This window comes from Marinobacter sp. KM021, from assembly GCF_050707965.1.
GTDB lineage: Bacteria > Pseudomonadota > Gammaproteobacteria > Pseudomonadales > Oleiphilaceae > Marinobacter > Marinobacter shengliensis.
This window is the reverse complement of record NZ_CP136129.1, coordinates 4,360,604-4,383,245: the sequence shown is the minus strand read 5'-3', so window position 1 is coordinate 4,383,245 and position 22,642 is coordinate 4,360,604. Positions and strand designations below refer to the sequence as shown.

Genomic DNA, 22,642 nt, shown 5'->3' with positions numbered 1-22,642 from the left:
CCTCGGCTTGTTAGAAACGGAAGTGAGAGAATGCCTTGTTGGCTTCTGCCATGCGATGCACGTCTTCGCGCTTCTTCACTGCGGCACCCTTGCTATCGGCCGCATCAAGAATTTCGCCAGCCAGACGCTGCGCCATGCTCTTCTCACCGCGCTTCCGGGAATATTCAACGAGCCAGCGCATCGCCAACGCGTTCTGACGGGAAGGCCGAACTTCAACCGGCACCTGGTAAGTAGCACCACCCACACGACGGGACTTAACCTCAACCATCGGCTGGATGTTCTCCAGGGCCTTCTCGAACATTTCGATCGGCTCTTCTTTAGATTTCTCGGCAACGATATCCAGAGCACCGTAAACAATGCGCTCTGCAACCGACTTCTTACCGCTTTCCATCACATGGTTGATGAACTTGGCAAGACGTGCACTGCCGAATTTAGGATCGGGAATGATTTCCCGCTTTGCTGCAACTCTTCTTCTAGGCATCGATAAGCCCTTATATCTAAAAGGTCTTCAGGAACCCCTGAGATAGCCAAATGCTACTCAGCCTTACTCTTACCGTTCTTACAAGCAACGATAAAAGACACCCGCTCGGGACATCAGGACTTGGGTCGTTTTGCACCGTACTTGGAGCGGCCCTGCTTACGGTTCTGAACACCTTGGGTATCCAAAGTACCGCGAACAGTGTGATAGCGCACACCCGGAAGGTCTTTTACTCGACCACCACGGATCAGCACAACACTGTGCTCCTGAAGGTTGTGACCTTCACCACCAATGTAAGAGGAAACCTCGAAGCCGTTGGTCAGACGAACACGGCACACTTTACGAAGTGCTGAGTTCGGCTTCTTCGGCGTTGTGGTGTACACACGAGTGCACACACCACGGCGCTGAGGACAAGCCTGGAGAGCAGGAACATCGCTCTTGGCTACCTTGCGCTTACGAGGCTTACGCACCAACTGATTAATCGTTGCCATGTAAGCAAACTCCAAAAAACCATACCAATGAAACTTACCCCCTGTGCAGGGGGTAAAATTTAAGGGACGCAAGTGTAAGCCTGCGCCCCGACTCAGTCAAGATGACTGTTCTCTTTTTAACCACCCTCGGGATAAGTAACTACCCCGAGAATGGCACGCCGGCAATCAACCTTCTCGGTTGAGCTCCGCGCTCAGAGCTTCTTCAACATCTGCCGCGGTCACGCCCTGCTCTTCCAGGTCACGCTTGCGACGACGTTCGCTGTGGTAAGCCAGACCGGTACCCGCCGGAATCAGTCGACCAACCACAACGTTTTCTTTCAGACCTCGCAGGAAGTCACGCTTACCGGTCACCGCACCTTCGGTGAGCACCCGGGTGGTTTCCTGGAACGAAGCCGCAGAAATGAACGATTCGGTGGCCAGCGATGCCTTGGTAATACCAAGCAGCAGACGCTCGAATCTGGCAGGCTCTTTGTCCGCCTGATTCGCCTTTTCGTTCTCTTCCAGCACCTGAGTGATTTCCACCTGGTCGCCAGACAGCAGGGTGGTATCACCCGGATCGGTAATTTCCACCTTGCGCAGCATCTGCCGAACGATAACCTCGATGTGTTTATCGTTGATGACAACACCCTGCAGGCGGTACACATCCTGGATTTCGTTGGTGATGTACTTGGCCAGCTCGACCACACCCAGCAGACGCAAGATGTCGTGCGGGTTGGACGGACCGTCGGAAATCACCTCACCCTTCTCAACCGTTTCACCTTCGAAAACGTTGAGCTGGCGATGCTTCGGAATCAGAACCTCATAGGCATCGTCATCTTTCGGCGTGATGACCAGGCGCTTCTTGCCTTTGGTCTCTTTACCGAAAGACACCACACCACTGATTTCCGCCAGGATGGCAGACTCTTTCGGGCGACGAGCCTCGAACAGGTCGGCAACCCGCGGCAGACCACCGGTGATGTCCCGGGTCTTCGAGCTTTCCTGCGGAATACGGGCAACTACGTCACCCAGCTCGATCTTCGCGCCATTAGCCATGGTCACCAGCGCGTTAGCCGGTAGGAAGAAGATCGCGGTACCACCGCCTGGCAGTTCTACTTCTTCACCCGCATCGTCGATCAGCTGGATAGCCGGACGAATGTCCTTACCAGCAGCAGGACGCTCTTTCGGGTCAATCACTTCCATGGTGGACAGACCGGTCAGCTCGTCAGCCTGGGTACGGACAGTAATGCCCTCTTCCATGTTGACAAACTTGGCCGTGCCTTTCGCTTCGGCGATGATCGGATGCGTGTGCGGATCCCACTTGGCAACTACAACGCCAGCCTCAACCACGTCACCGTTCTTCACAGACAGAACGGCACCGTAGGGCAGCTTGTACCACTCGCGCTCACGACCCTGCTCGTCGGCAATCGCCAGGGCCGAAGAACGGGACACCACAACCAGGGAGCCATCGGTCTTCTCGATGGACTTCAGGTTGTGCAGACGTACCGTGCCGCCGTGCTTGACCTGAATGTTATCCACGGCGGAGGCCCGGCTGGCCGCACCACCAATGTGGAAGGTCCGCATGGTCAGCTGAGTGCCTGGCTCACCGATGGACTGGGCAGCGATAACACCGACGGCCTCACCCACGTTAACACGGTGACCACGGGCAAGATCGCGGCCGTAACACTTGGAGCAGATGCCGTGACGAGTCTCACAGGTAATCGCAGAGCGAACCCAGATCTCATCCACACCGGCGCGCTCGACCATCTCGACGGTTTTCTCGTCCAGCAATGTGCCGGCCGGAACAACAGCGTTGTCCTTGTCGGTTGGGGTGAATACGTCACGGGCTGTCACACGCCCCAGAACACGATCACCCAGCGGCACAACAACGTCGCCACCTTCAATGTGCGGCGTCATCAGCAGACCTTCATCGGTACCGCAGTCTTCCTCGGTCACTACCAGGTCCTGGGACACGTCAACGAGACGACGGGTCAGGTAACCGGAGTTCGCGGTCTTCAGTGCAGTATCCGCCAGACCTTTACGAGCACCGTGGGTGGAGATGAAGTACTGGAGTACGTTCAGACCTTCACGGAAGTTCGCGGTAATCGGCGTTTCGATGATGGAGCCATCCGGCTTGGCCATCAGACCACGCATACCGGACAACTGACGAATCTGGGCAGCGGAACCCCGCGCACCGGAATCGGCCATCATGTAGACGGAGTTGAAGGATTCCTGCATCAGGTCTTCGCCGTCTTCACCCTTCACAGGCTGGCCGTCAGGACCAATAACCTGCTCTTTGGACAGACGCTCCATCATCGCCTTGGACACTTTATCGTTGGCGCGGGACCAGATATCGATCACCTTGTTGTACTTCTCACCCTGGGTCAGCAGACCGGATGCGTACTGGTTCTCGATGTCTTTTACTTCGTCAGACGCCGCATCAACCAGCTCATACTTCTCCGGCGGAATCTCGAAGTCGTTGAAGCCGATAGAAATACCGGAACGGGTTGCATAGTGGTAACCCATGTACATCAGTTGGTCAGCAAAGATGACAGTATCTTTCAGACCAGCGTCCCGATAACAGGTGTTGATCAGGTTGGAAATCGCCTTCTTGACCATAGGACGGTTGACGATTTCAAACGGCAGGCCGTCAGGAACGATATCAAACAACAAAGCACGGCCAACGGTGGTATCAACCACACGGTAGGCTTCGGACTTACTGCCATCCTCGGCATAGGCCACTTCCTTAACCCGCACCTTGACCTTCGCCTGCAGGTCAACCTTGCCGGCACCATAGGCACGATGGGCTTCTTTGACATCAGCAAACACCATGCCTTCACCCAGGGCAGCGTGGCGCTCGCGGGTCATGTAATACAGACCCAATACCACGTCCTGAGACGGTACGATGATCGGCTCACCGTTCGCTGGAGACAGCACGTTGTTGGTGGACATCATCAACGCACGGGCTTCAAGCTGGGCTTCCAGGGTCAGCGGTACGTGTACCGCCATCTGGTCACCGTCGAAGTCGGCGTTGTAAGCCGCACACACCAGCGGGTGCAGCTGGATCGCTTTACCTTCGATCAGAACCGGCTCGAACGCCTGGATGCCCAGACGGTGCAGGGTGGGCGCACGGTTCAGCAGGATTGGGTGCTCGCGGATGACTTCGTCCAGGATATCCCAGACCACGCCTTCCTCGCGCTCGACCATTTTCTTGGCGGCCTTGATGGTGGTCGCCAGGCCACGGTGCTCAAGCTTGGAGAAAATGAACGGCTTGAACAGCTCCAGGGCCATCTTCTTGGGCAGACCGCACTGGTGCAGGCGCAGGTACGGACCCACCACGATCACAGAACGGCCAGAGTAGTCGACTCGCTTACCCAGCAGGTTCTGACGGAAACGACCCTGCTTACCCTTGATCATGTCAGCCAGAGACTTCAGCGGACGCTTGTTGGTGCCAGTGATGGCCCGACCACGACGACCGTTATCCAGCAGGGCGTCAACCGCTTCCTGCAGCATACGCTTCTCGTTGCGCACGATGATATCCGGAGCGTTCAGTTCCAGCAGGCGCTTGAGACGGTTGTTCCGGTTAATGACCCGACGGTACAGATCGTTCAGGTCGGAAGTGGCAAAACGGCCACCGTCCAGGGGAACCAGCGGGCGCAGATCGGGCGGCAGAACCGGCAGAACGGTCATCACCATGTCGCCCGGCTTGTTACCGGAGTACAGGAACGCCTCAAGAATTTTCAGGCGCTTGCTGAATTTCTTGATCTTGGTCTCGGAGTTGGTCTGGGGGATCTCTTCCCGCAGGGCGTCAACTTCCGCCTGCAGATCGATAGCTTCGAGCAACTCTTTGATGGCCTCGGCACCCATACGGGCGTCGAACTCGTCACCGAATTCTTCCAGGGCCTCATAGTACTGCTCGTCATTCAGCAACTGGCCCTTCTCCAGGGTGGTCATACCCGGATCGATAACGATGAAGGATTCAAAGTACAGAACCCGCTCGATATCTCGCAGGGTCATGTCCAGCATCAGGCCAATACGGGACGGCAATGACTTCAGGAACCAGATGTGAGCGACCGGGCTGGCCAGCTCGATATGGCCCATACGCTCACGGCGCACGCTGGCCAGTGCGACTTCAACACCGCACTTTTCACAGATAACGCCGCGATGCTTCAGGCGCTTGTATTTTCCGCACAAGCACTCGTAGTCTTTGATCGGGCCGAAAATCTTGGCACAGAAAAGACCGTCACGCTCCGGCTTGAAGGTACGGTAGTTAATGGTCTCAGGCTTTTTTACTTCGCCAAAAGACCAGGAACGAATCATGTCAGGCGAAGCCAGTCCGATACGGATGGCGTCGAATTCCTTGCTCTGATTCTGGCTCTTGAGAAGATTCAGCAAATCTTTCATCAGTAAAAGCTCCGGATGGCGTTAATCTCGGGCGGGCACACGAGGTGCCCGCTCACGCTGCCAAAAACAATTCGGCTCACTCGGATTCCAGCTCGATGTCGATACCCAACGAGCGGATTTCCTTGACGAGAACGTTGAAGGATTCGGGCATGCCCGGCTCCATACGATGATCACCATCGACAATGTTCTTGTACATCTTGGTCCGACCGTTGACGTCATCAGACTTGACGGTAAGCATTTCCTGCAGGGTATAGGCGGCACCGTATGCCTCCAGAGCCCAGACTTCCATCTCACCGAAACGCTGACCACCGAACTGAGCCTTACCACCCAGCGGCTGCTGGGTTACCAGGCTGTAAGAGCCGGTGGAACGAGCGTGCATCTTGTCATCGATCAAGTGGTTGAGCTTGAGCATGTACATGTAGCCCACAGTCACCGGACGGTCAAATGCATCACCGGTGCGGCCGTCGTACAGCTTGACCTGACCACTGGTATCCATGTCGGCCAGCTCAAGCATACGCTTGACCTCGGCTTCCTTGGCACCGTCAAAGACCGGCGTTGCCATCGGGACACCGTCACGCAGGTTACCGCACAGCTCCAGAATTTCCTTGTCGCTCAGGCTGTCGAGATCAACCTTGGTCACTTCGTCTGAGTGGTTGTAGATCTCATCCAGCAGCTTGCGCAGTTCAGCCACTTTACGCTGCTCTTCCAGCATCCGGCTGATCTTTTCACCCAGCCCCTTGGCGGCTGCGCCCAGATGGGTTTCCAGAACCTGACCAACGTTCATCCGCGAAGGAACACCCAGCGGGTTGAGCACGATATCAACGGTGGTGCCGTTTTCGTCGTAAGGCATATCCTCAATCGGCATTACCGCGGAGATAACACCCTTGTTACCGTGACGACCGGCCATCTTGTCACCCGGCTGGATGCGACGCTTGATGGCCAGGTAAACCTTGACGATTTTCAGCACGCCCGGAGCAAGGTCATCGCCCTGCTGCAGCTTGCCTTTCTTGTCGTCGAAGCGGGCTTCGTGCTCTTTCTTGCGATCTTCCAGACCCTGCTCGGATTTCTCCAGAAGTTCGTTCAGAGCTTCGTCTTTCATGCGCAGCTTGAACCAGTCCGGACGCGGCAGATCGGCCAGATAGGCTTCATCAAGCTTGGCGCCCTTCTTCAGACCCGGGCCACTGATCACTTCCTGGCCGTTGAGTGCTGCAGTCAGACGCTCATAGGTAGCGCCTTCGACAATGCGGTACTCGTCTTTCAGATCCTTACGGTACTGATCGAGCTGCTCTTTCTCGATGGACTGAGCGCGGGCATCTTTTTCGATACCGTCACGGGTGAATACCTGAACATCGATAACCGTTCCGCGGGTGCCGGTCGGAACACGCTGAGAGGTATCTTTAACGTCAGAGGCCTTTTCACCAAAGATCGCACGCAGCAGCTTCTCTTCCGGTGTCAGCTGGGTCTCACCTTTCGGCGTGACCTTACCCACCAGAATGTCGCCCGGGCCCACTTCCGCACCGATGTAGACAATACCGGACTCATCCAGCTTGGACAGGGCGCTTTCACCAACGTTCGGAATATCCGCAGTGATTTCTTCGCTACCCAGCTTGGTGTCACGGGCCACACAGGTCAGTTCCTGAATGTGGATCGTGGTCAGCCGGTCTTCCTGAACCACCTTTTCGGAGATCAGGATGGAGTCCTCGAAGTTGTAACCGTTCCAGGGCATGAACGCGATGCGCATGTTCTGGCCCAGCGCCAGCTCACCCAGATCCACGGAGGGACCATCTGCCAGCACGTCGCCACGGGCAATCACATCGCCCTGACGCACGATGGAGCGCTGGTTGATACAGGTATTCTGGTTAGAGCGGGTGTACTTGGTGAGGTTGTAGATATCCACACCTGCATCACCGGCCTCGGTTTCTTCGTTGTTTACGCGCACCACGATACGGGCAGCGTCCACGCTTTCAATCACACCGCCACGACGGGCGGTCACGCACACGCCGGAATCCTGGGCAACGGTGCGTTCTACACCGGTGCCGACCAGCGGAACCTGTGATTTCAGCGTCGGAACCGCCTGACGCTGCATGTTCGCACCCATCAGGGCCCGGTTAGCATCGTCGTGCTCAAGGAACGGGATCAGAGACGCCGCCACCGATACAACCTGGCGTGGAGATACGTCCATGAAGTTAACCGCTTCCGGCGGGGCGACGGTAAATTCGTTCTGGTGACGCACGGTAACCAGCTCGTCGGTCAGGCGCTTGCCATCATCGGTAGCAGCACTGGCCTGAGCGATCACATAGTTGCTCTCTTCAATCGCAGACAGATACACCAGCTCATCGGTCACCACGCCGTCGACGACTCTACGGTACGGACTTTCCAGGAAGCCGTAGGAGTTGGCACGGGCATAGGTTGCCAGCGAGTTGATCAGACCGATGTTCGGGCCTTCCGGAGTCTCGATAGGACACACACGGCCGTAATGGGTCGGGTGAACGTCCCGAACCTCAAAGCCGGCACGCTCACGGGTCAGACCGCCCGGACCCAACGCGGAGATACGACGCTTGTGAGTTACCTCAGACAGCGGATTGTTCTGGTCCATAAACTGGGACAGCTGGCTGGAACCAAAGAACTCCTTGACTGCGGCCGCAACAGGCTTGGCGTTGATCAGGTCCTGCGGCATCAGGCCTTCGCTTTCAGCCAGACTCAGACGCTCTCGAACCGCGCGCTCAACCCGTACCAGGCCTACCCGGAACTGGTTTTCAGCCATCTCGCCAACACAGCGAACCCGACGGTTGCCCAGGTTGTCGATATCATCCACCTGGCCCTGGCCATTACGAATGGCAATCAGGGTTTTCAGCACGTCGATGATATCGTCGTGGGTCAGCGTGCCCTCACCGGTGCTCTCGTCACGACCAAGGCGACGGTTGAGCTTCATCCGGCCAACGCCGGACAGGTCGTAGCGCTCCTCAGAGAAGAACAGGTTGTTGAACAGGTTCTCCGCGGATTCCTTGGTGGGCGGCTCGCCCGGGCGCATCATCCGGTAGATTTCAACCAACGCTTCCAACGGAGTTCGGGTCGGGTCGATACGCAGGGTATCAGACATGAACGGACCACAATCCAGATCGTTGGTGTAAAGAGTTTCAATATCCTTAACACCAGCGCCGAGAATCTTGGTGATGACTTCTTCGGTCAGCTCGGTGTTACATTCCACCAGCACTTCGCCGGTAGACTGATCGATCATGTCCTTGGCAAGAACACGGCCGTACAGGTATTCAGTGGGAACTTCCAGCTCGGTAATGCCGGCCTTTTCCAACTGCTTGATGTGACGCGCCGTAATACGGCGGCCTTCTTCAGCAATGACGTTGCCTTCCTTATCTTTGATGTCAAAGGTCGCAATGTCACCACGCAGCCGGCTGGGCACCAACTCAAGCTTGCAGACTTCTTCACCCAGAGCAAACTTACTGGTTTCGAAGAACATGTCGAGCATCTGCTCAGAGGTGTACCCCAGAGCGCGCAGGAGGATCGACGCAGGCAGCTTACGACGACGGTCGATACGAACGAACACGGAGTCCTTCGGATCGAATTCGAAGTCAAGCCAGGAACCACGGTAAGGAATCACTCGGGCCGAATACAACAGCTTGCCGGAGGAGTGAGTCTTGCCTTTGTCGTGATCAAAGAAGACGCCAGGCGAACGGTGCAGCTGGGAAACAATAACACGCTCGGTACCGTTGACCACGAAGGTACCGTTTTCAGTCATCAGGGGCATCTCGCCCATGTAGACTTCTTGCTCTTTGATGTCCTTGATCGCCTTGTTGGACGATTCCTTGTCATAAATGATCAAGCGGACTTTCACCCGCAGCGGCGCGGCGTAAGTAACGCCCCTGAGCTGACATTCCTTGACGTCGAACACTGGCTCGCCGATTCGATAGCTCACATACTCGAGCGCGGCGTTGCCAGAGTAACTGACAATCGGGAATACGGATTTGAACGCTGCGTGAAGACCGGTTTCCCGGCGGTCTTCAGGAGCGGCTTCCATTTGCAGGAAGTCCCGGAACGAATCCAGCTGAATAGACAGCAAATAGGGGACGTCCATCACGGAAGGCAATTTACTAAAATCTTTGCGAATCCGCTTTTTCTCAGTGTAGGAGTAAGTCATCTGCATTCCCCAGCTTTAGACCTGATACCTGGTATCAAGAAGCAATCAAATGTTCTGCTTCGGGGCCGAATTGCTCGGCTTATCGCGCCGTCTTGAACAAGACTCTGGCTGTAGGTTATAGATCTGACATTAACCCGTAAAAGCACACCAGACTCTATAGCATATACAACAGAAAAAGGCCGGTGGCACAGAGCCACCAGCCCATCCATGCTTAACGCACGGTGTCGATCAACAGCCGACTATTACTTGAGCTCAACAGAAGCGCCTGCTTCCTCAAGCTTCTTCTTGGCTTCTTCAGCCTCGTCCTTGCTAGCGCCTTCCTTAACAGTAGAAGGAGCGCCGTCAACCATTTCCTTGGCTTCTTTCAGACCCAGACCAGTCAGCTCACGAACGGCCTTGATGACGTTGACTTTCTTCTCGCCAGCGCCAGTCAGAACTACGTCGAACTCGGTCTGCTCTTCAGCAGCTTCGCCACCAGCGGCAGCAGCAGGTGCAGCGGCAACAGCAGCGGCAGCAGAAACATTGAACTTCTCTTCCATAGCTTCAACGAGCTCAACAACTTCCATTACGCTCATTTCAGCAATTGCATTCAAAATATCGTCTTTAGACAGAGCCATGACTTTCTCCGAAAATGTAAAAAATGGTGTTCAACAGAATCAAGCAGCGTCTTGCTTCTGGTCGCGGACTGCAGCTACAACACGTGTGATCCTGCCCGGAATATCGTTCAGGGTACGTGCAAGCTTGGTAACTGGTGCCTGTGTAACAATAGCCAGCTTGGTCAACGCTTCGTGCAGCGTCGGCAGCGTGGCCAGGCGATCGATCTGTTCTGCGCCCATCAGCTCACCGCCGACAGCCAGACCCTTGATCTCAAACGCCTCTTTCTCTTTGGCAAAATCCTTCAGCAGGCGCGCAGCGGCACCCGGATCTTCCATAGAGAAAGCCAGAATGGTCGGGCCAACCAGCGCCGGATCGATGCACTCAAACTCAGTACCTTTGATAGCAATCTTCGCCAGGTTGTTACGAACAACCTTCAGACGAACATTCTCGGCACGAGCTTTGGCACGAAGGGCAGTCATGTCACCAGAGGTGACACCACGGTAGTCAGCCAAAACCACAGACAGAGCAGCTCCAGCAGTCTCGTTGACTTCAGCGACGATCGCCTTCTTGTCTTCGAGTCTAATTGCCACTGGATTTCTCCTCGATTTCGCCAGCGTTATGCCGGCAAACCCATCATTGTCCTCAACGAGGACGCCTAACGGTGTTTGGGTTCAGAGAGAACGTCTTCACACCGTCTGCGCAGGCGTTGCTTTAACCCTTGCAGCCCTTGTTACCAAGGGCTTCGGGGGCCTGCGGTCTTTGACAGCCTTGGCTTCCGCCCAGACTACAAAGTAACTACCAATCAGAGACTCAGAGTACCCTGATCAATAGTCAGACCAGGACCCATCGTAGAAGAGATGGTGATCTTTTTCAGATACACACCCTTGGACGATGCAGGCTTGGCCTTTTTCAGGTCTGCCACCAGAGCTTCAAGGTTTTCCTTGATGTTCTGGGCAGAGAACTCAACGTTACCCAGCGGAGCGTGGATAATGCCGTTTTTGTCAGTACGGTAACGAACCTGACCAGCTTTGGCGTTCTTAACCGCTGTCTCAACATCAGCGGTCACGGTGCCAACCTTCGGGTTCGGCATCAGGCCACGGGGACCGAGAATCTGGCCCAGTTGACCAACAACACGCATGGCATCCGGAGTGGCGATAACCACGTCGAAGTCCATGTTGCCTTTTTTGACTTCATCAGCCAGGTCGTCCATGCCTACGATGTCGGCACCGGCCGCGGTCGCTTTCTCGGCATTGGCACCCTGGGTGAACACAGCCACACGCACGGATTTACCGGTACCGTGAGGCAGAACAGTGCTGCTACGCACAACCTGGTCGGATTTACGTGCATCAACACCCAGGTTAACCGCTACGTCTACAGACTCTTTGAACTTCACGTTCTGACCCAGTTCGGCCAGCAGCGCAACCGCTTCGTCTACAGAGTAGGCGCGGGTGGAGTCTACTTTTTCACGAATCAGCTTTTGACGCTTGCTCAGCTTAGCCATCTTACAGACCCTCCACGTTCAGGCCCATGCTGCGGGCAGTACCAGCGATGGTGCGAACGGCTGCTTCCATATCGGCAGCAGTCATGTCCGGCTCTTTGGTCTTGGCGATTTCTTCCAGCTGAGCACGGGTAACCGTACCCACTTTGTCAGTGTTCGGACGACCAGAGCCACTCTTAATGCCAGCGGCCTTCTTCAGCAGGACCGGCGCAGGCGGGGTCTTGGTGATGAATGTGAAGCTGCGATCACTGTAAACGGTGATAACGGTCGGAATTGGCAGACCAGGCTCCATGCCCTGAGTCTTGGCGTTGAACGCCTTACAGAATTCCATGATGTTAACACCACGCTGACCCAGCGCAGGACCAACGGGGGGACTCGGGTTGGCCTGACCGGCAGCAACCTGAAGCTTGATATAGGCTTCAATCTTCTTTGCCATGATAGATCTCCTGTGGGTTCGAACGCCTTTCGGCTCCCCGGTTTTTCACAACTGCTTTAAGCAGACACAAAAAGCCCGCGTCGCCGTAGCGCGCGAGCTTTCAATTTTCAAAGCCGCCATCAGTCTTTTTCGACCTGCCCGAACTCCAGCTCAACCGGAGTAGAACGGCCAAAGATAAGAACGGCAACCTTCACTCGACTCTTCTCGTAGTCGACTTCTTCTACCACACCGTTGAAGTCTGCAAACGGACCTTCAACAACGCGAACAATTTCACCTGGCTCGAACAGCGTCTTGGGCTTGGGCTTGTCTGCACCACTTTCAACACGACGCAGAATAGCCTCAGCCTCGCGCTCAGTAATCGGAGCCGGCTTGTCTTTGGTACCGCCGATAAAGCCCAGCACCCGAGGTGTATTCTTGACAAGATGCCACGAGGCGTCGTCCATTTCCATCTGGACCAGTACGTAGCCGGGATAAAACTTGCGCTCACTCTTGCGCTTCTTCCCGTCCCGCATTTCGACCACTTCTTCAGTCGGAACCAGGATTTCGCCGAACTTGTCTTCCATCTGCTCGAGCGCCACACGCTCTTTAAGAGTGCGCATTACATGCTTCTCAAAGCCAGAATACGCATGAACGACGTACCAGCGCTTAGCCATTGCCCACTCCCGTTAACCGATAAATCCGGCGACCAGCCAACTGATCAGCGAATCCATGCCCCACAAAATAAGCGCCACTACCAGAACAAACACAACCACAATGATGGTGGTCTGAATCAACTCTGGCCTGGTCGGCCAGACGACTTTCCGGATCTCGACACGCGCTTCTTTTAACAGGGTGGCAAAACGCCGCCCCCGCTCGGTTTGCAACGCCACAAACGCAGCAACCAAGCCTAGCGCAACAAGAGCCAGAACCCGATATAGCACGGACTCGGCACTGAAGTACTGATTACCGACAACGCCGACGGCAATCAAAACGAAAACAACCAGCCATTTCACGGTATCGAAACGGCCGGCTGACTGAACGGCTTTTGACTCCATAGGAATCAACTTATGTATCCGGATGTTGAAAAATGGCAGGCCAGGAGGGAATCGAACCCCCAACCTGCGGTTTTGGAGACCGCTGCTCTGCCAATTGAGCTACTGGCCTGCACCGAAACAACTCAGCGCAACAAACAACGAGTAACCCGAAGGTTACTCGATGATCTTGGAGACCACGCCGGCACCAACGGTACGGCCGCCTTCGCGAATCGCGAAGCGCAGACCATCTTCCATGGCGATCGGAGCGATCAGGGTAACAGTCATTTTCACGTTGTCACCCGGCATTACCATTTCAACGCCTTCCGGCAGTTCACAAGAACCGGTTACATCAGTAGTCCGGAAGTAGAACTGCGGACGGTAGCCCTTGAAGAACGGAGTATGACGACCACCTTCTTCTTTGGACAGTACGTACACTTCACACTCGAACTTGGTGTGCGGCTTGATGGAGCCCGGTACACACAGAACCTGACCACGCTCAACGTCGTCACGCTTGGTACCACGCAGCAGAACACCTACGTTCTCACCGGCACGACCTTCGTCCAGCAGCTTGCGGAACATCTCAACACCAGTACAGGTGGTCTTGGTGGTGTCGCGGATACCCACGATTTCCACTTCGTCACCTACTTTGATGATGCCACGCTCTACACGACCGGTAACAACGGTACCACGACCAGAGATGGAGAATACGTCCTCGATCGGCATCAGGAACGGCTGATCAATCGCACGCTCCGGCTCAGGGATGTAGTCGTCCAGGGCTTCTACCAGCTTCTTAACAGCGGTAGTACCCATCTCGTTGTCGTCTTTACCTTCCAGAGCCATCAGCGCAGAACCGGTGATGATCGGAGTGTCGTCACCCGGGAAGTCGTACTGGCTCAGCAGGTCACGAACTTCCATCTCTACCAGCTCAAGCAGCTCTTCATCGTCTACCATGTCCGCTTTGTTCAGGAACACAACGATGAACGGTACACCAACCTGACGGGACAGCAGGATGTGCTCACGAGTCTGCGGCATGGGGCCGTCAGCTGCGGAGCAAACCAAGATAGCGCCGTCCATCTGGGCAGCACCGGTGATCATGTTCTTAACATAATCCGCGTGGCCCGGGCAGTCTACGTGTGCGTAGTGACGGGTCGGAGAATCGTACTCAACGTGAGAGGTCGCGATGGTGATACCACGCGCACGCTCTTCCGGTGCGTTATCGATCTGATCGAAAGCACGGCTCTCACCAGTACCCCATACTTCGTGACATACACGAGTCAGGGCGGCTGTCAGAGTGGTCTTACCATGGTCAACGTGACCAATGGTGCCCACGTTTACGTGCGGCTTGTTACGCTCAAACTTTGCTTTAGACATTCGACCAATCTCCCTAATCAACCAGGATCGTAACGTTGACCGGATAAAAATGGAGCTCATGACCGGAATTGAACCGGTGACCTCATCCTTACCAAGGATGTGCTCTACCGACTGAGCTACATGAGCATTGAAACCAAATTGGAGCGGGCAGTGGGAATCGAACCCACGTCATCAGCTTGGAAGGCTGAGGTAATAGCCACTATACGATGCCCGCGAGCAATTAGTGGTGGAGGGGGCAGGATTCGAACCTGCGAAGCTTTCGCGTCAGATTTACAGTCTGATCCCTTTGGCCACTCGGGAACCCCTCCCGTACAGATCTGCAACCGCAAATCTGCTCAAAACTTAAAGTGGAGCTGGCGGACGGAATCGAACCCCCGACCTGCTGATTACAAGTCAGCTGCTCTACCAACTGAGCTACGCCAGCTCACATTCGCCTGTTCAGCGAGGGCGGTATACTACGGATTTTTTTCTGGTGATGCAACACCTTCACAAGCGTAGATTTCAACGAAGTCGAAATTGCTGTGACTTTCCGCCTCAACCGCCTGAACCACCTCGGTTTCCCTTGCTGGCTCAACATCAAAAACGAGGGCGTATCCTATACGATTTCGGGGGAAGTTGACTAGCACTACATTGAGATTCTGCTGTTTTTTTTCCTCCAGCACAGACTCTGCTGCTGCCCTCGACTCAAACAGGCCAAGCGAGATGGCGTTTCGGTACTCACCCTCTGTCACCACATAAGACTCCACGCCACGACTAAAGAGATCGCGAAACTGGGATAGCGCCACCTCCCTGGGCTGCGGAGGGATCATCACCCAATTCAGCGGCGGCAGCTCCCGCTCTCGCTCCTCAATGCGGAAATGCTCGCCAACCCGTTCTGCAAATGCAGTGGCGTCCTCGCGGGAGCCAAACCAACCGACCCTGACACACTCCGTAGGAGGTAGCGGAGCCTGCTCACTCGAATCGGACACTTTCAGACTTGCAACGCGAGGCAAAATACCACCGGCCGACGTCTCATAGGTGACCGGCGGAATCAAGCCGGGGGCGAACCAGACAGCCAGGTTGGCCAGCAACAACACCAGCGCAACCAGCCTCATGCCTGCGATTCCTGAAGATCGACGATTTCCAGCCCCTCCAGCACCAGACCAGGCCGATGCTCCGCCTTCAGACCCAACGACAGAAAACGACCCGCATCTCCGCCGGTTAAAACAACTCGTTCCAGCCCGAGTCGACCAACATCACGATGCAGACGCTGAACGAGGCTCTCTGTCAGCCATGCGAGACCGTGGTTTGCGCACTCACCGGTGGACTGGCCCGGCGCAGCGTTGATCTGTTCGTCGTATTCGAATCCAATGCGGGCGGCATCCAGCTTGAGGCTCCGTCGCATCATATGCAGCCCTGGCAGAATATACCCGCCCAGGTGCTGGCCCTGGCCATCGACATAGTCAATAGTCACTGCACTGCCCGCATCCACGACGGCGAAACTGCGCCGGGCGCCAACCCACGCGGCCACCATTGCGTGCCATCGGTCGGCACCCATTTTGGCCACTTCCTGGTAGGAATTCCTGAGCCCGTCCCGGCTCACCTCCGCCCAGTGGTATCGAACCGGGGCAGAGGTAACGGTTGCCAAGCGCTCCTCTAGGCGCAGTCGGCTCTGTTCCGATGCGACTGTCGATACGGCAACACGATCTATCTTGCGGGCGTACGGTATCAAATCAGTAAAAGTCACTGTTTCTTCCAGGGCTCCCCCACCGTCATGCACGACGACTCCACCGGCCATGAGGCGCCATTTTACCCGGGTGTTGCCACAGTCCAGCAAAAGAATCATGATCGCACCCGCAAGCTGATATCTCCGGCCCTGACGGGCACCAGCCCCTCAGGGGTATCAACCTGATAGTTGCCTGCGGCATCAATACCAGCACCTCTACCCTCAACGCCGCCATCTCTGGCCACCAGATCTTTGCTGAAAAAGATATCCCGTGCCTGCCATTCATCCCTGAACGGGGCAAAGCCCTGACGTTCGAACTGCGCGATAATCTCTACTACCTCCGACACAATGGCCGCCGCCAGAGCATTTCGCGTCCAAACGACATCCGGCCATGCCTCGGCCAGACTTATCCATGGCTGGTCGACCAACTCAGCCTGCTTCATATGCACGTTAATCCCTATACCAGCAATAACCTGCACTTCTCCGTCCTGAAGCTCTCCCTGAATCTCAACCAGTATCCCGCCGAGCTTCCGGTCACCGTAGAACAGATCATTGGGCCACTTCAAACCGGCATCCGTTGCCCCAAAGGTCGACAGGGCCCGACTGACCGCCACCCCCAATACAAGGCTCATACCGTCGAGGGCAGAAAACCCGCCCTGAACACTCAACCCCAGGCTCAGATAAAGGTTTTCTCCTTGCGGACTCACCCATTGACGCCCCCGGCGGCCACGACCTGCAGTCTGGCTGTCAGCCACCACCACCGGCACGCCTTTCAACCCCGAGGTCAACCGTCGCGCCACTTCCGCGTTGGTTGAGTCAACGGTATCCAGAACATCAAGGGCAATGACGTTATGCAGGCGCTCCGGCAGTGCTTGCCGAATGCGGTCACTTGCCAGGAGATCCAACGTAGAGATGAGCTGATAACCCTGCCCGCGGATGGTTCTGATTTCCACGCCTTCGGCTTGCGCCTTGCGAATCTGCTTCCAGACCGCGGTTCGGGAAATACCGAGCGTTTGCGCCAGCGATTCGCCGGAATGGATTCGACGATCTTCAAGAAGGGATAACAGCGAGCTGGATTTCATGAAACAACTTCCGGAGGCGACATGGAACAGCCCGGATTAAACAACAGGACAGCCAAAAACACAAAAAGGACAGTCGCCTTGACTGCCCGTTTGCCATAACCGGCCCCCTGAATCGTCAGGGTATGGGGGTTGCGGTCAGGTTCGCACGGATATCTACATTCTGGAATTTCGCTCCGTAGACAACCGTTTGACTGCCGCCGACAGGATGGATCAGGTCGATGTTATTGATTGAGAGCTCCTTGAAACGGGTATCTGCCTTTACCGCAAAACCAAGGGGGCGGTTAGCAACGTCTCCCGGGCCTGGATTGGCTACATACCGGTACCCAGCCGCCGACCCGGGGCTCATGATTTTCTCATCGCCGCGGCTTCCCACGACGCCCTGAGCGTCAGGCCCATCCTCTTTTTTGGTCACCCTGGTCTGGTAGACATCCACCGACAGATCGGTTCGAATCCCGAAGCGATTGTCTTCAACGCCATCACCATCAAAGTCACCGCCATCACTGGTATAGATATCGTTAACCAACAACTTCATACCGGTGTTGTTTATTGGCCTTCCCTGACTATCCACGGCGCGATTACTCTCCCACATCAAGGCGTTCTTCTTGTCGTCGCCCTCGGCTCGAGCCAGAACCTGCACCATGTCGATGGTCACACCCTCGCTGCCCCGAGTCTCCCACTGCCCGCCGGCGGCCACACAGGCCCCCTCAGAACTACCAGCGCCCCCGACACAGATATCTCCGGCCCCTCCGGGCTTCACCAAAGCCGTGCTGTCTGTCTGATATTTTTGAATTCGTAACCGTCCCATACTGGCACCGTCGTCCTTGGTGCCCACCCGCACATTGCCTATATCCATGGTGCTCCAGGACTCCCCGGTGCCAATGGCCAGCCCCTCTTCGGTCACATCCAGGGTCATATCCCGGACGTGACCGTCATAAGTCATTTCCGTCAGCCAAAGTCCCTTCTGGGCGATTTCGCCATTACCTTCATCATAGGGAGCCGCGATCACCGCTGCCTTACCATCCCGAATCTGGATGTCGGAATTGATTGTGAGCCCCTCTCCCGAGGCGCCGCCGGCACCCAGGGTTATATGCCCATCCAGTTCGAACTCATAGGCGGGGTAGAATCCCAGCGCCAACAGCAACTCGGTACCGCCCTGAAGCGGTGCGTCATCACTGCCAACTCTCAGCCCGTTGATACGATAACCCGCTTCCAGGCCTTCAAAGCCAATTCGCAGGCCATCGTAGAACCGTGTGCCATTACGTACTTCGTTGCGCGTGACATTGACGGTGACATCCCCCGATCCCCAGGATTGCAGACCGCTGAAGATCACACGATTGCCATCTTCCGTGTAGCTCAGATCAGCGAGGCGCAAACTCCACTCCGTTGCCATGCGCAGTCCCTGCGGGCCGGCGTCAGGGTGCCCTCCACCCTGGAGATACAACTCATTGCGATAGGTTCGACCGTTGAATATCTGGTCTTCCAGTAAAAACGACAGATTCAGCGAGCCAAAGCTTTGGCCGCTACTGCCCACCTCTATAGAGCCGATATTCAGATTACCCTGCAATCCACCAAGGGTCAGCGCAACCGCAGGTCGACCACGCCCGTCCTCTGAAACATCCAGGCGAAGGTCGTGTATGCGATAGTCACCGGTGATATCCCGCAAAGCCAGGCCGTTGCCATCATCCAGATAGATAAACGATGCCGAGTGGATGATGGTTTCATTATCCAGCCTTAACCCCTCACCCGACCGGCCACCGGCCCGAATGTCGGTCACGGAGGATAGCTCGTAGTGCCCCTGCAGCCCACCGTAGCTCGGCAAGGGCAGCCCCGTGGCAGAACTATAACTTTGGCCGTAATTGCCCGGTTCGTTGCTGTAGCGAATGGCACCAACGCTCCAGTTGCCAATCACCTCCGGGGAAACCAGCTGCAGCGTGTCTCCCACAACATCCAGCGTAACCCCAAGAGCCTGGACGTCCATGGTGATGTCATCCAGGAAAACGCTGTTGCCATTAGTCCGGTATCCCAATCGCCCACCCGTCATGGTGTAGGCGGTATCGAAGGTGTAACCACTGCCGCCCACAGCCCCACCTTGTCGAATACGCAGACTACCCTGCAGGGAGTGATCAAAGAATATCCCCCCCATACCCACACCGGGGGCTCCGGCCAGGCGTATATCTGAAAACTCGACTCTTCGATCCTCTACCAGATAATCGAGGTTCAATGATGCATCGGCCCCAATGTCAACCTTTACCCGATGGAACGCCCCCGCATTATCTCCCCTGGAAGATCCAACGCGCATACCCTCAAGATGCACACCCTTGCCATCATCATAATAGGAGAGGCGGCCGGCGGAGAGGTTCAACTCCATCTCCAATGTGATACCGCTCTGCCCCTGAATCTTTGATAGGGCGGTATCATCCAACCGCTCCATGGCAGCCACAGGGTTAACGAGCACGGGCACCATCGATACCAATAAAAGAGGAGCCGTGGAAAGACGAGCATCTGTCATGGCCATTAGGCTTTTCCTCATGGGTTTCCGTCCGGAAAGACCAGCAGGTTGCCCTGCATGATGACATCACCCTGCATCTGCACCGCAAAAATATCGGTCTGGATGAACCCCGGATCGGTCGGCCTGGCAGTACTGCTGGCTGCGACCTTGAAATGCACATCGGTAAACCGAACGGTATCTGGCAACCCCAGTTCAATCACATCCCGATCAAACAGCTCGCCGTCGCCGCCAAACCCGGAATCGATCTTTCTTACCCTTAGCGTTAACCCCTCGAACGCAAACAGCCCCCGAATTTCATCAAGAACCATCCAGCCTCCGTCTCCTTTCAAGCGATAGGCAAACCGGGCACCGCATTTTTTGTCCGTTTCATCGCAACGGCCAAAGTAAGCATTCTCTACCGGCCCGCCCATTTCATTGATGCTGATGTCACCCGACAGATAAATTCCGCCCTGTCCCGCTACCTTCGACAAGGCCTCATCTTCCAGCGGCGCCATCTCGGCGCTGGCCGGCAAGGTGAGGACTGCCATCAGTGGCAGCGAGAGCACAGGAACTGCGTATGAAAAAGTCATGGCGCCAGATCCTTTGTCTGTATTTGCAAATGCTGTATCAGCATGCCCTCAACCCGTGCAGCGCCGAAATCACGGTCGCCAACGCTGAAGTTGCCGATCTGGAGGTTACTTCGATAGTCAGGGTTGCTGTAGTAATCCTGATAGAAATCCCAGGTTTGGGCATTACTCCCGGCCCTCAGTCCGTTTGCAGCAATTTGGCCGGCGCCCGGGGAGCGAATGGTTTCCACCTCCAGGATGAAATTTCCGCCGCCATCAACGTCGAAAAATACCGGCTGTAAACTGTTACCAATCGCCAGCTCCAAGGCAAAATCCGACATGGTAATCCGGGAACCACAAGCGGTGCCGTCTTGGGTACAGGCATTGATGGACACTTCGGGTGAATAGAAGTTGAGCTTGAACTGCCCCGCCATCTGGCTGCGCTGGTCATCACCCCACAAACGCAGATAACTCCCGTCAATAACAGCACTTCGGGCATGGATATTGAGATTCGCTGAACGGTCATCGCCAACGGCGACATTCATCTGCATACCGATATCTGCCCGCTCGCCAATCCAGTCAGCTGTGGCCGGTCGACTGGAACATTGGCCACTGCCGGCGGCGGCAGTGGCGCCCATGCAGTCGAACCCTTCAGCTCCCGGAATCTTGCTCGGCGTGGCCAGTTCAAGAACCGCCTTATCGGGAACACCAATGCCATTTCCGTCAACAATATCGATTCGCCAAGGATTAACCAGCCTGCCAAGATTCACCGGCGTCAGGTTTTCCCCGTAATTTGAATTGGCGCCTGCGATATACAGGTGATTGACCGTGATATCCACTTCCCGACCATCGGTGCTCTTGATACCGGATATACGGAAGATGCGAGCCTGGTTGCCGTCAGCGTCCGGCCGGTCAGTGCCGTGGGAAAAGGTAAAGTTATCGAATACCAGACCAATACCTGCGCCATCTATCTCAGACATCTCCGACTCGGCGAGCCGCTCCAGCTCCGCCAGGGCGGAGGCCGGAGTAATAGCAACCAAAACAAGAAACACGCCAGCAAAGGCAGAGCCGAAGCCTGCTTTACAGGACAGCCTACGCCCGTTCATCAGAACAGCCCCCGGCCGCGGTCGATATACTCAGTACGATACCGGTCGGTCCCATTCAGGGCTTCGTTCAGGTTAACCTCGGTGGCACCGTTCGGAATATTAAAGAAGGCTCCTGAGGTCGCCCGGATAAAGTCCGCCACCGTCAGATCGCTTTTCTTAACGTCTTTCAGCCAATCCAGATCTTTGGTCTGGAAAGAAATGAACGCTCCGTCCGCAGGGCCGGTGAGCCTACGCTCTCCGTTTACCTCTTCTACCTGCCCTATAGGGAAGCTGTTATAGATATCCAGATCAAAACAGGCGTCAATGCCCAACACCCTGCAGCCATCGGCATACACGTAGATATCACCGGAGCCGCAGCTAAAGAATGAACAATTGGGAACCTCTATCTCCGAGCTCGAACCCCAGCCAATCAGGTTTTTAACCGACCAGCGGGTGAAGCTGCCCGCGTTCTCCAGAACGAATTTTTCGCCGTTGGGGATACCGATGTACTCTGCTCTTATCGGGTCAAGCTCACCCACCCGAGGATCGTTATCATCGCCGTAGACCAGCTGCGCTTTGGTTGCCAGGGGACTTCCGCCTTCCAGAAGAGGGGTCAGCAAAACAATCAGTTGATCAAAGAAGTTACCGCTGGAACTGGCATCCCGCAGCCCTTCGCCCCGATCAATAATGTCCACATTCACATTACCCGTCAGGGTTTCGATCTTACCCGACAGCACTCCCATTGCATCACCAAAGCCAAGGCGAACACCAACCACTTCGTTGGTCGCCTCATCAAATGCAAACTCGAAAAAGGGGTTATCGATCATGAACGGAACGATTTCGTTCTCGGTATAAGAAGAGCCATCCGGACGATATTGTCTCGCCGCCTTGGGGTTACGTTGATAGTAGGCCTGGTTGTTGATATAGCCGAGCGCAAAATCCCTTATCAAGACGTCCGATGAGCCGGCCTTCTCACCTTCCCGTTCATAACGGCCAAGCTCCAGAACATCAACATTGGTCTGGATTTCTATGTCCATGCCAAGGTTAACGCGGGTATAAGAGGTAGTGTTGTCCGGATCGGGATGGTATTGGCGATCAACCGAAAGGAATGCTTGCCCGGTGACTTCCGACATCTGCTCATCGGAAATAGGCTGAAGACCTGCTTCGGCGGATACCGGCAGGGAAACAATGGCAACAACAAGTGCCTGCAGTTTTTTACTCATAGCCACACCCTGCGCCGTTTCTTGTTATTGACGGCATCGATTGAATGACTGATGAGTGTCTCTGAAGCTGGCTCTT

18 protein-coding genes and 5 tRNA genes are annotated in these 22,642 nt (G+C 55.6%); all 23 read right to left on the bottom strand.

Annotation, left to right across the window (positions count from 1 at the left end):
* Positions 1-10: 10 nt before the first annotated feature.
* Positions 11-481 (bottom strand): 30S ribosomal protein S7, encoded by a 471-nt coding sequence (rpsG, locus tag RVM24_RS20455; protein WP_011784243.1) that lies wholly within the window; start codon positions 479-481, stop codon positions 11-13.
* Between the two features lie 113 nt (positions 482-594).
* The gene (rpsL, locus tag RVM24_RS20450; protein ID WP_012139854.1) at positions 595-969 is read right to left on the bottom strand and encodes a 30S ribosomal protein S12; all 375 of its coding nucleotides are present in this window, start codon (positions 967-969) and stop codon (positions 595-597) included.
* Positions 970-1,134: 165 nt separating this feature from the next.
* Positions 1,135-5,349 carry a DNA-directed RNA polymerase subunit beta' gene (gene rpoC / locus RVM24_RS20445; RefSeq protein WP_058092376.1) on the bottom strand — a complete coding sequence of 1,405 codons (4,215 nt, stop codon included), beginning with the start codon at positions 5,347-5,349 and terminating at the stop codon, positions 1,135-1,137.
* A 76-nt stretch (positions 5,350-5,425) separates the two neighbouring features.
* The gene (gene rpoB / locus RVM24_RS20440; RefSeq protein WP_061333843.1) at positions 5,426-9,502 is read right to left on the bottom strand and encodes a DNA-directed RNA polymerase subunit beta; all 4,077 of its coding nucleotides are present in this window, start codon (positions 9,500-9,502) and stop codon (positions 5,426-5,428) included.
* A gap of 242 nt (positions 9,503-9,744) precedes the next feature.
* On the bottom strand, positions 9,745-10,119 hold the full coding sequence (gene rplL / locus RVM24_RS20435; RefSeq protein WP_061333837.1) for a 50S ribosomal protein L7/L12: 375 nt from the start codon (positions 10,117-10,119) through the stop codon (positions 9,745-9,747).
* Positions 10,120-10,158: 39 nt separating this feature from the next.
* Positions 10,159-10,689: a 50S ribosomal protein L10 gene (gene rplJ, locus RVM24_RS20430; protein ID WP_061333835.1), complete on the bottom strand. Its 531-nt coding sequence runs from the start codon at positions 10,687-10,689 to the stop codon at positions 10,159-10,161.
* A 212-nt stretch (positions 10,690-10,901) separates the two neighbouring features.
* Positions 10,902-11,600, bottom strand: coding sequence for a 50S ribosomal protein L1 (gene rplA, locus RVM24_RS20425; protein WP_058092379.1), 699 nt, complete (start codon positions 11,598-11,600; stop codon positions 10,902-10,904).
* A 1-nt stretch (position 11,601) separates the two neighbouring features.
* Positions 11,602-12,033, bottom strand: coding sequence for a 50S ribosomal protein L11 (rplK, locus tag RVM24_RS20420; RefSeq protein ID WP_058092380.1), 432 nt, complete (start codon positions 12,031-12,033; stop codon positions 11,602-11,604).
* Positions 12,034-12,152: 119 nt separating this feature from the next.
* A complete protein-coding gene (gene nusG / locus RVM24_RS20415) occupies positions 12,153-12,686 on the bottom strand; it encodes a transcription termination/antitermination protein NusG (RefSeq protein ID WP_058092381.1) in 534 nt (177 codons plus the stop codon).
* Positions 12,687-12,698: 12 nt separating this feature from the next.
* On the bottom strand, positions 12,699-13,067 hold the full coding sequence (secE, locus tag RVM24_RS20410; RefSeq protein WP_072678396.1) for a preprotein translocase subunit SecE: 369 nt from the start codon (positions 13,065-13,067) through the stop codon (positions 12,699-12,701).
* A gap of 33 nt (positions 13,068-13,100) precedes the next feature.
* Positions 13,101-13,176: transfer RNA gene (locus RVM24_RS20405), tRNA-Trp, on the bottom strand.
* Between the two features lie 44 nt (positions 13,177-13,220).
* On the bottom strand, positions 13,221-14,417 hold the full coding sequence (tuf, locus tag RVM24_RS20400) for an elongation factor Tu (protein WP_068351550.1): 1,197 nt from the start codon (positions 14,415-14,417) through the stop codon (positions 13,221-13,223).
* Positions 14,418-14,467: 50 nt separating this feature from the next.
* A tRNA-Thr gene (locus tag RVM24_RS20395) sits at positions 14,468-14,543 on the bottom strand.
* Between the two features lie 13 nt (positions 14,544-14,556).
* Positions 14,557-14,631: transfer RNA gene (locus RVM24_RS20390), tRNA-Gly, on the bottom strand.
* Between the two features lie 10 nt (positions 14,632-14,641).
* Positions 14,642-14,725, bottom strand: a tRNA-Tyr gene (locus RVM24_RS20385).
* 40 nt (positions 14,726-14,765) lie between these two features.
* Positions 14,766-14,841 (bottom strand) — tRNA-Thr (locus RVM24_RS20380).
* A gap of 31 nt (positions 14,842-14,872) precedes the next feature.
* Complete coding sequence (locus RVM24_RS20375; RefSeq protein ID WP_431474661.1) at positions 14,873-15,511, bottom strand: hypothetical protein; 639 nt, start codon at positions 15,509-15,511, stop codon at positions 14,873-14,875.
* Positions 15,508-16,242 carry a type III pantothenate kinase gene (locus tag RVM24_RS20370; protein WP_431474660.1) on the bottom strand — a complete coding sequence of 245 codons (735 nt, stop codon included), beginning with the start codon at positions 16,240-16,242 and terminating at the stop codon, positions 15,508-15,510. The genes RVM24_RS20375 and RVM24_RS20370 overlap by 4 nt, the downstream gene beginning before the upstream one ends.
* Entirely contained in the window at positions 16,239-17,204 is a 966-nt protein-coding gene (locus tag RVM24_RS20365; RefSeq protein WP_431474659.1) for a biotin--[acetyl-CoA-carboxylase] ligase, read from the bottom strand. The genes RVM24_RS20370 and RVM24_RS20365 overlap by 4 nt, the downstream gene beginning before the upstream one ends.
* Positions 17,205-17,319: 115 nt before the next feature.
* Complete coding sequence (locus RVM24_RS20360) at positions 17,320-19,719, bottom strand: DUF6160 family protein (protein WP_431474658.1); 2,400 nt, start codon at positions 19,717-19,719, stop codon at positions 17,320-17,322.
* A gap of 11 nt (positions 19,720-19,730) precedes the next feature.
* Positions 19,731-20,282, bottom strand: a complete 552-nt coding sequence (locus tag RVM24_RS20355; RefSeq protein WP_431474657.1) for a hypothetical protein — start codon at positions 20,280-20,282, stop codon at positions 19,731-19,733.
* Positions 20,279-21,364 carry a hypothetical protein gene (locus tag RVM24_RS20350; protein WP_431474656.1) on the bottom strand — a complete coding sequence of 362 codons (1,086 nt, stop codon included), beginning with the start codon at positions 21,362-21,364 and terminating at the stop codon, positions 20,279-20,281. The genes RVM24_RS20355 and RVM24_RS20350 overlap by 4 nt, the downstream gene beginning before the upstream one ends.
* Positions 21,364-22,566: a DUF6160 family protein gene (locus RVM24_RS20345; protein WP_286921954.1), complete on the bottom strand. Its 1,203-nt coding sequence runs from the start codon at positions 22,564-22,566 to the stop codon at positions 21,364-21,366. The genes RVM24_RS20350 and RVM24_RS20345 overlap by 1 nt, the downstream gene beginning before the upstream one ends.
* Positions 22,567-22,642: the final 76 nt, after the last annotated feature.